Consider the following 13,342-nt stretch of genomic DNA (forward strand, 5'->3'; position numbering starts at 1 on the left):
TGTATTAGAGGGTGTTCTGCCGCTCTTTTGTTGTTCTTTTAAACGGGTACATGTTTTTACCGTTTCTCAGGGAGTGTTACGTCACCGAGAATCCCTGCCTGATAGCCTTTGACTACAGCACCAATTCGAGATTTCACACCAAATTTCTGTGTAATAGAGGTTATATGATACTCCACTGTACGTTGACTAATAGCCAGATCCTGTGCGATCTCCTTATTGGTCATCTCCAGTGCAATACGATTAAGCACTTCCCGTTCTGTTGCCGTGAGTGATTCCTCCAGATTAGGGGATAACATGGTCTCTGGAATAAGAACATGACCCAACATACTCTGGTGAATGGCGTTGATAATCTGTCCATACGTTGCTTGTTTCGACAAGTAGGCATGGACGCCCAGATCATAAGCTTTTAACTGGAATTCGTGATAGTTGTATCCGGATAACAGTATGATTTTAACGGATAACCCGTATTGATCTTTCAATCTTCTCACAACCTCGAACCCGTCAAGCTGGGGCATGCGGATATCCATCACAACAACATCTGGTCGCAACGCCTCTACTTCGGATAAAAAAAGCAATGGATCGCTGAATGTTTTCAGTACATCTATGCCGGGTTCGCGGTTTAAGCGGTTGTTGAGACCTTCCATGACCAGGGGGTGATCATCAAGCAGTACGACTGTAATGGGTTCGCTCATTGTTCAGTTGCTCCTTTGGTTAAAGGCAAACGGATGTTGATTGAGGTTCCTTTGCCAAGGTTGGAATATATGGTGAATTCTCCACCGAGATGCTGAATGCTGCTTTGTATGGATATCAAACCGAAGTGCCCTGTTGCAGTATCAAATGTGGTATGAACATTAAATCCCAAGCCATCATCCTCTACTTGGAGAATCAAGTCAGTATCCCTTGTATGTACCTGAATAGAGCAGAACGACGCCTGTGCGTGCTTCATCACATTCATGATGAGTTCACGGATCGTCCGAAAGACGGTGGACTTCAGAGGTTCGTACTTTAACTCTTCAGAGAGGGCGTTGTAGTTTAGTTCCATGCTGATGCCACTTTGCATTTGAAGTGTACGTATGAGCCATTGCAACGCTTCTTCAAGATCACTTCGATCCATAATATGAGGGTAGAGATCATCACACAATTGACGTATATCTCTCTGGGAAGCATACAGGCACTCCAGCCAAACAGCCGTTTGATCCTTATGCGTCTCTCCGGTATCGTGTAATTCCTCCAAATCACGAGACAGGAAAATCAGGTTTTGAAGCAGTTGATCATGAAGGAAATATGAGGTTTTCATACGCTCTGCCTGTTGGGCTTCCATCATAATATCATTGAACTGCTGATGACGGCGTATCTGGTGTTCATGAAAAACTGTCTGGTCTACACGGTGTTCATATCGCTTCTGCAGATCGGATAAGAGTCTGCCATTGACGAGCATTCGAATTGCTTCCAGCCTGCCTTTATCAATGATATCCTGTTCCTCTGCTGAAAAAAGGGTGCGATTTTCTTTGTGACCAATGCCCAGAAATCCTATCGTCTCCGTAGTGGGCTCACCCGACAGCTCCCAAACCTGTGCCAAATCATATTTTTGTCGTAAAACTTTAATATCCAACGCCTGGTTATCTATATTCTGAATGGAAGCAAAAACCCCTGTACCTTCCTGAGAATATCTGTGCTTATCATCAATCCATATGACAATTACACCTTCAATATCCAGCATCTTGTGGAACATCTCGGCAAACACGTGAATCATGTCCCGCATGTTTTGCTGCTCAGCCATTCGCACAGTCAACCGCAGTTGCTGGTGTTCCAGCCAGTCTTTGTTAAGTTTGTTTTTCTTGCGTGAGCGTGTGAGCGTGTACTGATACACCCAAGTGATCAGCAAAAACGAGACAAACAGCAAGCTGATATGAATTAACGAATGCAGGTGAGAAGCAGCCAGAAACAGTAAAAATACGATTAAAGCATATAGTCCATGAATTATCAATCTTGGCATAACCAGTTTGAGATCAAGCATACTCCGTTGTACAAGTACATAAGTGAACATCCATGATAAAGGCAGAAATCCAATTAATGTGTACTCTACAGGCAATAATGGTTCACCTTGAAGCAGGGTTGGAATAGCAAAACAGATGATGAAGGGAATCAGGCTAACAAGTATTCCTGTTAACATGAGCAATAGCTGGTTCTGCTCCTTGCGATTGTAGCTTTTACGATAAACCCATGTCATCCAGATTAAGATCAGAAGGGTTGCACAAAGAATAAAGTTGAGCAGATTGGTTGGACCAGACGGTGCAACAGGAGTACTGACGGTAGTAATGCCTTGATTGAACTGAACATCGGTCATCATCCACTGCTTGATGTACAGAAAGGCAAGGCCGGTAGAGTAGGCAACGGCAATACATCTGCTGATGATTAATAACCATCGGAAACGATGCAGACGGGTACGGAATACAAAAGACACATAAAAAGCAGTTAGACAGTAAGGTAACCATGCCGCACAAAAGGCCAGAATATAATTAGATAAAGGCAACTGGGATGTGTATATCGTCAGTATACATATGGCCATGGACAGGTTAAGGAGGTAGAACAGGCGCATCACTCGTGAACCGGGTTGGTTAAACAAGGCATAGGTTCCGGTCAACAATAGCAATAATTCTACTATGGATGAGAAGCCGATGTTGAACCATTCACGTGGTCCAGGCTTCATTGTATGTTCGGATGCCTGACCGTGAGAATTCTCAACGCCGATGGTGTAGGCTTCAGTCACTAAGAATACACCTTTTTGATGGAGAAACCGGACTCCTCCTTTGGGTTCCAGCGAGATAATGGTGTCACCCGATCTTATTCCGGATGTATATGCTAAACCTTGCGGATCTACATCATGTACTGCCCAAGAATTGGAGGCATTTGGTGTCAACGAAAGTCCGATATAAGGATTCATAAATGAAGAGATATGGATATACGTGGCTGTCACTATAAAGCACAACATTGTTACAAACCACACGATATTAAATTTAGTTTTCATGAATCTATGTAATGAGAGTCCTGGTCGCATGGTAAAATCATCCGTTCTTATAAAATGTATCATTGGTAAAATGAAGTGGAAAAACAAGCCATGTAGCAATGACATGGCTTGCCGAGCATCACTCTATGTTAATGTAGCAGAGTGCCTAACATTTTGTACATCAAAACTGATGATTCCTGCCTGAGCATAGGTTGCTTCGATCTATAATCCACAGCACCGGTGCTGGATACAGATACTTCCGGACCGTAGAGACCTAGAGCAACCACAAACTGGACACCTTCTTCAGCCCAACGATCCTGTGAACCGATGAGATCGGCAGCTACCGCAGGTGCACCAAGGAGTTGTTGTGCCGTTCTCGAAATAATCACCGCGGCCTCTTGCCTTGTTATGGCTTGGTCAGGATGGAACAATCCACGGGTATTACCTTGCACAATACCCAGTTCAAGGGCTGTTTGAATGTAGGGGGCATAGGGACTTGATTGGGTATCTTTAAATTTTGGTGATTGAGCTGAAATGGACATTCCGCTTATACCCACAACCTGTGCTACAAACTCCCCACGACTTACAGGCTTCTCTGGTTCAAATAGGGATTGATCCTGTGAATACAGGCCAATCTGTGTTAAACGATAGATGTACGGAGCATAGGGATGGTCTTCTGGCACATCTTCATAAGGTCTGGCTTCTGGCAATTTCTCGGACCAGCTATCTGATTTGTTGTAATAGAAATACGTGAGTTCACCTGACTGATTTTTTTTGAAACCAGCAAGCTTGCCTTCCTCATCCATGAACAACATGTCCTTAATGGGTGTTAAAGTGTGAGTGCCATAAGCATCTATAACCTGAAGACCTTTCTCTGTTGCTGAAATATCATATAACCATGCAGGCAAACGGATATCCCGATATAGTCCCTCATAGGTACGGAGTGAAGACCTGGGTACGCTATAATTGACATCTTGGACCTCATTACTCGGATAAAAATGATCCATAAATGCTTGAAAAAGCGCTTCTCGCACATCTGGTCCATCACTGTTGGAGACGATAAATAGTCCAGTCTTCTCGTTAGGCAACAGCCACAGATTGGAGTGGAATCCGTCAAGATCACCTGCTTTACTCACGACTTTACGTCCATGATTATACTGCGAATAGGTGGATTCGAATCCGTAACCTGTGCCAGGTATATCCGGGTGTATGGACACATCCAGCGTTTGCATTGCTTGGACGGATGACGGTTCGAGTATACGTGCACCCTGGTACGAACCTTGATTGAGATGCGCAAGCATAAAGTGAGCCATATCCCGTCCAGTCGTAATTAATCCGCCCTCAGGGGAGCTGTCCGGTACATTGGGATATTGCGGAAGTTCCTGTCCTTCAGCGCTATAAGGAGTTGCGAGTTTACTCAGCGTGTCTTTGCTTAGTGTAAAATGGCTATCCGACATATCAAGAGGGTTGAATATATGCTGTTGTACATAAGTTTCAAACGGAAGTTTGGACTGTTTCTGAACAATGTAGCCCAAGAGTGCATAACCGTAGTTGTCGTAACGGAAAACTTCTCCTGGATTGCGAACAACGGACGGTTTGTTGTCCTGGATGAATTGCTCAAGCGGATAAGAATGATTCAACTCCCTGGGTATAGCTGCTACATCTGTGAAATCAAACCCGCTGGTGTGGGTCATCAGATGATCCAATGTTAACGCTGTTCCGGTATGGTTGGTCAGATTAAGACCATCTGTGTATGTGCTGATATCCTGATTAAGTTTTACGTTACCTTGCTCGGTCAATTGCATAATAGCGGTTGCTGTCAGCGTTTTGGAGATGGAGGCTACACGGAATAGAGTGGAGTCGGCGTCGACGGGGATTTGTTTTGCCACATTGGCATAACCATATCCTTTATTCAAAACGATCTGTTGATCGTGAACAACGGTGACTACCGCACCTTTCAGAGCAGACTTCACTTCAGGTTGGGCGAAGAATTGATTGATGAACGATTCAGTTTCCTGAGGGCTTACCTGAGGAAGAGGGAGGCTGCTCTCTGCCGATACACTGGTTATTGTGGTGAAACTCAGAGATGCAACCAGGAGGATGTTGGCTACGGCACGTTTCCAATTAGGATTTGATTTGTAGCTCTGTTGTTGTTGAGTTGGACATGTTGCTACGTGAGATTTCATGAAATTCTCCTTTGAGTTGAGATATGTTCGTTCTCTTACATTTAAGTACATCTATAATCTATCAGTTTGAATGTAATGGCGATTCCGTAGTACGCACTTATTATGGCAGGACTTCCGCAAACCTTTTTGCGTGATCCCGCAATTGTTGAGGATGAAGAGTAAGTTTTGAATGATCTTAAATATATGAAAAGAGGTATTTGTCATGATGGACCCAATGGGGGTCTCGACAAATACCTCTTTTTGTTTCGTCTTTTTATTTTCCATGCAAAGCGACATCGGGCAAAGGAATTGGGAAGTAGATTTTATAAAACTACTCGTACATCCGTCGTTCAAGTTCAGCATAGGCAATCGCAGGATCATCACTTGAATTATCAATATAAGCGACGGATGAAGCAGGGAGGGGCCAAGCTACTTCTTTACGGACGAGAGAAGCTGTGAAGGCATCCCAGTTGGCTAACTTCCTTTCATCTAGTGGGGATTGTCTTGCTGAGATTCGTTTGTGATACAACGCTTCATTCTCAAGATAAATATAGGCCACACGCACATCCGTATCATCCAGGGTATGTCCAATTCGTGCAAGTTCCTGAGCAATCCAATCCGGGGAACCGATTTCCTTGGTAAATGGCCCCACAACGATCGTATCGATACCCAACTGAACGTTATCCAGAGCGGCGTCCATCGTAATGCGATACCCAAGATCACGGCACAGCCGTTTGTATTCCGGTGAATCCCGATCAGATGGATCAAGTCCCTGAAGGGTCATGATCGCCTCAGCCGCGGGACGAAGCAGAATATCCATATCAAAGAAAGCTGCTTTATGTTTACGGGAAAGGGCTTTGGCAAGGGTGGTTTTGCCACTTCCGGCCCCGCCGAGAAAGAAAATTAGTTTGCTCATGAATGTAATGCCTCCTTAGTATGGTGCAAGTGCGTGTAAGATGTGAGCTAATATCATTTGCTTATTTTAGCACAATCCATAACAATCTCACTTCATCACCTGCGAAGGAAACCAGATATGACGCAGGTTCACCCAGCCCTGGCTGTTGAAAGATAGACCACGTACTGAAGGCAGATAAGCGGTTTCTACTGGTTTTTCGGATAAATGGAACAGTAAATTCTGATCAACCAAAAATTGCTCAATGCGGTCTAATTCACGAGTTCGATCCGCAGCGATGGGAGAGGCGATGATGGTTTGCAAGATCTCATGGATCGTTATACGAGTAGAATCTTCCAGATGCTCAGACAACGTGGAGTAAAGATCATACCTGCGCAGTTCTTCGTCCCTGTCCCGAATGAGAGAGAAGAGAATCAGATCAGATTCCAGCCGCAGATTTCCTTTGAACTGCTCCATCGTAGCGGTTCGGACGGTACAGGAGAAACCGCACTGCTCCAGTATGGACGCCAGATGTTGGGCATCTCTGCGATATTGTGGAATGGTTGCAATGTGCAAGGAGATGGGACTGGAGGATACGGAACTTATCAATATATCGCTAAATCCCTCCGAGTGGACCTGGACTTTCTTGGTATTCACCGCACTAAAATCAGGCACGACGACCTCAGAGTTATCTGAATGTCCGTCATCTCTATACATTCCAGCAAGGCATGACTGAAGGTGTGCTCTTACTTCCGGATCGTTTAACGGTCCGGTTTTTTGTGTATTACACGTGAGTAATTTATGAACCATTACACCTGCACTAATCTGTGTCCAGTCTGCACCCGCAGACGAAGACGGATTATGAACAAGATGAAAGAACGGAGTTTCGATATCTTGGCTATCGTCCATTTTTGTCGAGGCACTCCACGGAATCTGCAGGATATCTACCCGGTCCATATGTGCTCTACCTTGAAAATATGATGAAAATGCTTCAAGTCTGCACAAGTGATCATCCCAGGCGGTGACCTTGAACGGTCCCGTTCCAACAGGTTTTTGCATCCCATGCACATCACTCGAATGCTTCATATTATGTTCGTTTGTTCCTGGTGAGGGTACAATCGCCGCACGACTTGTTGTCAGGAAGGACAAAAACAATTCATGAGGATCTTTAAGCTGGAAACACACGGTTAAGGAATCGACCGCTTCAATAGATAGAATCTGTTTACTTACATCACGGTACAGTGTCCGGCGATCTGTAGATTGCAGCCGTTCAAACGTATGAACAATATCATGGGCTGTCAACAACTGACCATCGTGAAATGTAATACCTTTTCGCAAATAAAAGATCCAGGTCTTTCGGTCTGCACTGACATCCCAGGTATGAGCGAGACATGGGAGGATCTCTCCCTGTTCACCCCGCTGAACCAACCCGTCAAAGACATGGCTGGTAACAAAGGATTCAGCTAATAGATTAATGAACAGCGGATCAAGGGCATGAAGCTGTTGGCGCAGGGGCAACCGAAGCGTATCAATCTGCTCATTATTGGTGCCGGCTTCCGTATGATGTCCTGAATACCCAAGCAACCACTGGTTTAGATGATCCTGCATGATTGTTGAACTGGAGAATGCGCTCACCTGCTCGGCAGCTTCCTGTAACTCCCGGCGATTCATGGCCTGCATCATATATTCTGCGGCGATTTGATCAGCCGGAACAAGCAAAGTCAGTGAAGAACGCCGACCCCGGCCACGCTGGGAAACCCAACGAATCCAATCATGGGCAACCATCTTTTTGACAATCGTTAACGTATTGCGGTGTGTACAATTTAACAACTCAGCGAGATCGGCGAGTGTAAGTTCATGTTCTGTATGGTGACCGTAATGGCGATGCAACAGCAGATATTGCTGATGTAATTTCAAGTGTTGATTCCCTCCTGGAGGTGAACTCTGACGTATTCCTCTAAAATAAGAAGTTTTGTCGATTTTAATTTCTATTTATATTCCTATTTTATCATCTAGAATATAGCATAGAAAGGTTAATGGAGGTTTTTCCCATGATTGATAAAATAATGGCTTCACCGCAACGCGCTCTAATCACGCTACTGTCTGCATGGATGCTGGCGATCATTCACCAGTATTTATTCTATGGTAATGAGATTGGCGTATCGTATCCTATCTCTGTAATTCTCTTTTATGTGTTCATGTATCTGTTTGCAAGGGATCGCATGAGGTCTTTCAAGTTCATTGATGCTTTTGTAGCGGCTGTAGTGCTATTGTTGTCGCTAACGTTTCTGTTATACGACAATGAACTGCTGTATGTTCTTAATTTTCTGGTCATACCTGGCGTAGTTATCTTACATATGACGTATCTGATGGGCAGAAAACAGAAGCAGTGGTGGGAGATTGGCTTGATTGGTACGGCTATTGACCACTTGCTACCTCAAGCTATACGTCATTGGGGGACTGTTGCTGCTATTGCTGTGAGAGCAGGCGGGCGTGGCATGGGCAAATCCCAGAAAACAGTTGTTTTCAAAGTACTCATTGGTCTTGTGGCGTCCTTGCCTATCCTCATTGTAGTCGTTGCATTACTGTCCTCTGCTGACGGGGTCTTTGATCAGTATTTAGCCGGTTTTCCGGAGTGGCTGAATCAATTGGCTTTTACTCCAGGGATACCGAGAATCATCTGGATTGTCATCGCAGGTGTATTGCTGTTCGGTTATGTATGGGGATTTGTACAGCCAATGCAATATGAGGCAGAGAAGAGAGCGAACGCACATTGGAAAAATGGAGCAGTATCCACGGTTGATAAGCGTGATCACAACTATATATTCTCTCCTGTGGACCCGGCCACTGAAGTTCAGGTTACCAATAAGATTACACCCGAGCCCGAACGCACTCCGGTTCATCGGGAACCATTTAGATTGGACCCCATCATTGTGGGGACGATGCTGATTGTCATTAACTGTGTGTACGTTTTGTTTGTACTTGTACAGTTTTCGTATCTGTTTGGTGCAGGAGAGGGGCATCTTCCGGTAGATCTGTCTTACGCAGACTATGCGAGAAGTGGATTCGCAGAGTTAATTCTCGTCACAGGTATTAACTTCTTTATTCTTATTGTTGCTTTGCAGTATACCCGTTCGAGTGGCAAAGTGGGTTCGATTGTGCATCAGGTACTTCTCCTGATTCTGGTCAGTTGTTCGGCGATCATGTTGTATTCCGCGTTTATGCGCCTTAATCTCTATGAGCAGGCTTATGGATATACGTACATCCGCTTCCTGGTACACGCATTCATGATCTTCCTCGCACTCCTGTTGCTGATTGCTGGCCTTCGTATACGGTACACATCAATACCGCTGATCCGCTGGTATATCGTGCTGGCGCTCACAGCTTATGTTGCAGTCAACTATGTGGGCATGGATAAACGGATTGCCGAGCTGAATATTGAACGTTATCATCAAACTGGCAATATTGATGCAACCTATCTGGCAAGTCTGTCGGCAGATGCAGTTCCGTTACTTCGAGAGTTTGCTCAGGAGGAGTATCCGGATCTTAAGAGGGAAATGCTGGAACGTCAAGCCTACTTGGACGAGGATGCATCAGATCGTTCATGGCCTTCTTATAACGTGGCAAGACACCGAGCTGAGCAAGAGTTGTCCAAATTGAGAACGGAATAGCTGAATAGTAGTTGTTTTCACGTACGGATTTATGCAAAAACAATATGTAAGTGTTATAATATAAAAACTAACCTATAAAGGGGGTGAATCCCTTGTTTGAACTGCAGGAGTTATTACCATATTTATTCTCGATTGGACTCATCTTCACCGTCAGTTATGCCTATATTGCCCATCTTCACTGTGGCATGACGGAGTACTGGATGGAAGGTGGCGCCGGTGGTGGACTTGAACCTGTTCTTCCCGCCCTGTGTTTGGACAGACAGCATAGACAGGAAGACTGGAGCCGCATGATTAGACGAAGAGAAGCGCCCGATGAAGATGAACCAGATTGTCATTCCTCGTTGAACGATTGGTCAACAAATCAACGAGGAGGATATATATGGAACATAAGACCAACAAGGGATTCACTTTTACTTCGGGCAAGGGACGGATCTATGGCCTGATTGCCATTTTGTTTGCAGTCATGCTGCTTGCCGGATGCAGCAACAACGTGTCGGAGATTACTTCATCGACACCGGGATTTTTTAATCACTACATTGTATTTCCACTGTCGTATCTGATTCAGCATATTGCTACCATATTTAACGGAAGCTACGGGGTTGCGATTATTGTAATTACGCTGGTCATTCGTTTAGCACTGTTGCCCTTGATGATGCGTCAAGCCAAGTCCCAGCAGGGAACACGAGTCATCATGAACGCCATGAAACCCGAGATGGATGCGCTCAAGAAAAAATATGAAGGCAAAAATGATCCTGCTGATAAGCAAAAGCTGTCTCAGGAAACGATGGAGCTATACAAGAAACATAAGTTCAATCCGCTGAACATTGGTTGCTTGCCGATGCTCATTCAGTTGCCTATACTTTCAGGTATTTATACAGCCATCCGACTTACACCGGAGTTGTCCTCCCACTCGTTCCTGTGGTTCAAACTGGGAGCGCCGGACTACGTACTCGCTGTGGTGGTCGCGGTCATATATCTGATTCAAGCCAAGGTATCACAAGCCAATATGGCGCCTGAGCAGCGAAAACAGTTCGCCATTATGGGTTATCTCTCCCCATTGATGATGGCATTCTTTTCTCTTACAGCTCCGGCAGCGATGCCGCTCTACTGGACAGTTGGGGGTTCATTCCTGGTACTACAGACATTATTGTTCCGCAAAATGTACCCGGTGGAGCACCCACAGGAGCCTGTGGTTGTGGAAGTAAGTAAGAAAAAGAATAAAAATTCCAGCTCCGCCAAACCTTCTCGGAAACCTGCAAAGTCTTAATAAATTTGGTCGCAGGTGACAAGAGAAACATGGTGACTACGTAATCTTGTTAAATACAATAAACATAATGAAGAAGCCTGATCCGTATGGATCAGGCTTCTTTTTTGTACTATCAGGTGTTCCTTTTTAGTTTTTTACGAAAGCGGATGGAAAGCATAACGTCGACTGCCTGTTCCCCAATATCACTTAATGATATATACTTACCTGATCAAATGTGATATTGATAATCAATATCAATTATTGAGTGATGTATACATTGGAAAAAGTGAAACGAGGAGTGCGGATAGATGCAAGAGGAAGAAGCAAGACAGGGATTTACACCGGAGATGATTGATATGATGGCCAGTATCTGGACACGTTCGATTATTACATTAATAGATGTACGCTTTCAGAATGTAGCGTCACAATACCCGTTGGAGCAATATAAAATGCCTAGTAGCATGTTTATCTATGCATATGGGGGTGAAGCGCAAATCCAACTGAATGAAACCACATTTGCACTGGAACGCTTCGGTTTAGTTCACGGCGGGAAGGGGAGCCTGCTCAGTATTACGCCTAAAGAGGAGATGGTGAAGACCTTTATGGTGTTTTATAGAGCAGAATCACCTCTCTTTTTCAAGAAACATCTGCAACAATTACTGGAGCAAGTAAATCCATTTGTTCAACAGTTTGGTTATACGCCAAGTAATCCCATCTTGCTACGCGATTGGTTCCAACGGATGATGAATGGCTGGAAACGTGGCAAGGCGATGGATCAGCTACAGGCCAAAAGTTTTTTATATCAATTGATTCATGAGGTGTTCAGGGATTTGGAGGGTGGTGAGATTCGGTATCTCCAGCCAGATCCAGCCTGTTCTGCCAAGGTGTATCTCGATAAACATTACAGGGAGCCGATCATGTTTCAGCAAATTGCCGATATGTTTGGGATCAGTGGTGGACAATTGACGCGGTTGTTCAAAAAAAGGGAAGGGATGAACTTACAGGAGTACCTCATTCAGAGAAGGATTGAAGCAGCCTGTCATGACTTAAAACATACAGAAGCGACGGTTAAAGAAATCGCAACTGGAGCTGGTTTCGCAGATGAGAAAAACCTGTTCCGCATGTTTAAGAAGCATTACAAGATGACGCCAAGTGATTATCGGAAAATAAACGCACTATCCATGCAGGTTGATGGTATTGATAATGATTCTCATCTCCCTTACGATGAGAGGGAACTAGCGAGTCTAGTCAAGTCTTATAGAGATGGGGAATCAACGATGTTTGGAACATTAAGAAGTAAAGAAATGATTTTGGCGGCGGCGATAAGCATGATGCTGTTATTAACGGCATGTACGTCAGGGACGCCAGCGAATAATGGGGGAACGGCAAATACAACACCTGCGCAGACACAGCAGGCGACACAACAAGAAGGGTCGGAGACAAAAGCTTCAGAAGCAGTCTCGCAGACCAGAACGATATCCACAGTTAAGGGTGATGTTGAGGTACCTGATAACCCTCAGCGAGTTGTAGTCGATTATTTGGTTGGTGATGTGGTAGCCCTAGGTGTAACTCCTTTAGGTGTGGCTAGAGCTGCACGGGGAGAGACAGAGCCTGTTTATGCTAACCAGATTACAGACTCCATAAAAGTAGCCATGGAGCCGGAAGATATCATGACGCTTGAGCCGGATCTTATCATTTTGGCATGGAGTGATGAGTCGTATGATGATTTATCCAAAATTGCCCCCACCATTTATGTTCCCTATGGTGATATGACTACAGAAGAGCGGATACAATTTATTAGCGATGTTTTGAACAAACAGGAAGAGGCTAAGGATGTTTTGAATGCTTATACCGGAAAAATTGAAGAAGCAAAGCTAGCTTTTCAGAATGCGGGCCTATCCGATGTAACCACTACGGTTGGAGAATTCAGTGATAAAAGTAACTACATAGCTGGAGCCAAGCATGCCGTTGGCGAGCTTGTTTACGATGAACTTCAATTGCAGGCACCTTCAAAAGTCCAAACGGATATTATCGATGCAGATAAATATTGGGGCGATGTCTCCATGGAAGTATTACCCGCTTACTCTGGGGATTATATGATCTTCTTAGGAGATGGAAACGTTGCTTCTGATAATGCAGTGTGGAATGCCATACCTGCTGTGCAACATGATCGGATCGTAAAGGTAGATTCTTCGCTATCTTGGTCCACCGACGTAATGACTTCCAGTGCATTGATTGATTATATTGTTAGTCAATTGCTAGCATTAGCTAAATAAGAGTTAGAACGAAATTTTAATTGAGCACTCCAAATTTTCAAACATGACCAGTCGAATTTATGGACGTTAATATCCATATTCGTTT

At 44.5% G+C, this 13,342-nt stretch carries 9 protein-coding genes; 4 read left to right on the top strand and 5 right to left on the bottom strand.

Annotated features, from left to right (window positions below; genetic code table 11):
- Positions 1-56: 56 nt before the first annotated feature.
- The 5 genes from PAEAM_RS21270 to PAEAM_RS21290 form a co-directional block, all read right to left on the bottom strand.
- Positions 57-692 (bottom strand): response regulator transcription factor, encoded by a 636-nt coding sequence (locus PAEAM_RS21270; RefSeq protein WP_100528869.1) that lies wholly within the window; start codon positions 690-692, stop codon positions 57-59.
- Entirely contained in the window at positions 689-3,028 is a 2,340-nt protein-coding gene (locus PAEAM_RS21275) for a sensor histidine kinase (RefSeq protein WP_165790004.1), read from the bottom strand. The genes PAEAM_RS21270 and PAEAM_RS21275 overlap by 4 nt, the downstream gene beginning before the upstream one ends.
- 128 nt (positions 3,029-3,156) lie before the next feature.
- Positions 3,157-5,193: a serine hydrolase domain-containing protein gene (locus PAEAM_RS21280; protein WP_165790005.1), complete on the bottom strand. Its 2,037-nt coding sequence runs from the start codon at positions 5,191-5,193 to the stop codon at positions 3,157-3,159.
- Positions 5,194-5,503: 310 nt separating this feature from the next.
- Positions 5,504-6,088: a P-loop nucleotide/nucleoside kinase family protein gene (locus PAEAM_RS21285; protein WP_100528872.1), complete on the bottom strand. Its 585-nt coding sequence runs from the start codon at positions 6,086-6,088 to the stop codon at positions 5,504-5,506.
- A gap of 87 nt (positions 6,089-6,175) precedes the next feature.
- Positions 6,176-7,981, bottom strand: a complete 1,806-nt coding sequence (locus tag PAEAM_RS21290; protein WP_100528873.1) for an ABC transporter substrate-binding protein — start codon at positions 7,979-7,981, stop codon at positions 6,176-6,178.
- Positions 7,982-8,115: 134 nt separating this feature from the next.
- On the opposite strand from PAEAM_RS21290, the gene PAEAM_RS21295 reads away from it, so the two are divergent.
- From PAEAM_RS21295 to PAEAM_RS21310, 4 genes are all read left to right on the top strand, one after another.
- Positions 8,116-9,735, top strand: coding sequence for a DUF4153 domain-containing protein (locus PAEAM_RS21295; protein ID WP_165790006.1), 1,620 nt, complete (start codon positions 8,116-8,118; stop codon positions 9,733-9,735).
- A gap of 92 nt (positions 9,736-9,827) precedes the next feature.
- Positions 9,828-10,178 (top strand): hypothetical protein, encoded by a 351-nt coding sequence (locus PAEAM_RS21300; RefSeq protein ID WP_235193801.1) that lies wholly within the window; start codon positions 9,828-9,830, stop codon positions 10,176-10,178.
- Positions 10,115-11,002 (top strand): membrane protein insertase YidC, encoded by an 888-nt coding sequence (yidC, locus tag PAEAM_RS21305; RefSeq protein ID WP_100528875.1) that lies wholly within the window; start codon positions 10,115-10,117, stop codon positions 11,000-11,002. The genes PAEAM_RS21300 and yidC overlap by 64 nt, the downstream gene beginning before the upstream one ends.
- Positions 11,003-11,289: 287 nt before the next feature.
- Positions 11,290-13,257: an AraC family transcriptional regulator gene (locus tag PAEAM_RS21310; protein WP_100528876.1), complete on the top strand. Its 1,968-nt coding sequence runs from the start codon at positions 11,290-11,292 to the stop codon at positions 13,255-13,257.
- Positions 13,258-13,342: the final 85 nt, after the last annotated feature.

The organism is Paenibacillus sp. GM1FR (genome assembly GCF_002803315.1).
Classification (GTDB): Bacteria; Bacillota; Bacilli; order Paenibacillales; family Paenibacillaceae; genus Paenibacillus; species Paenibacillus amylolyticus.

Bases quoted from the DNA above. Each gene is read 5' to 3' on its own strand.
- PAEAM_RS21270 (WP_100528869.1), bottom strand. From the start codon at position 692: ATGAGCGAACCCATTACAGTCGTACTGCTTGATGATCACCCCCTGGTC.
- PAEAM_RS21275 (WP_165790004.1), bottom strand. From the start codon at position 3,028: ATGAAAACTAAATTTAATATCGTGTGGTTTGTAACAATGTTGTGCTTT.
- PAEAM_RS21280 (WP_165790005.1), bottom strand. From the start codon at position 5,193: ATGAAATCTCACGTAGCAACATGTCCAACTCAACAACAACAGAGCTAC.
- PAEAM_RS21285 (WP_100528872.1), bottom strand. From the start codon at position 6,088: ATGAGCAAACTAATTTTCTTTCTCGGCGGGGCCGGAAGTGGCAAAACC.
- PAEAM_RS21295 (WP_165790006.1), top strand. From the start codon at position 8,116: ATGATTGATAAAATAATGGCTTCACCGCAACGCGCTCTAATCACGCTA.
- yidC (WP_100528875.1), top strand. From the start codon at position 10,115: ATGGAACATAAGACCAACAAGGGATTCACTTTTACTTCGGGCAAGGGA.
- PAEAM_RS21310 (WP_100528876.1), top strand. From the start codon at position 11,290: ATGCAAGAGGAAGAAGCAAGACAGGGATTTACACCGGAGATGATTGAT.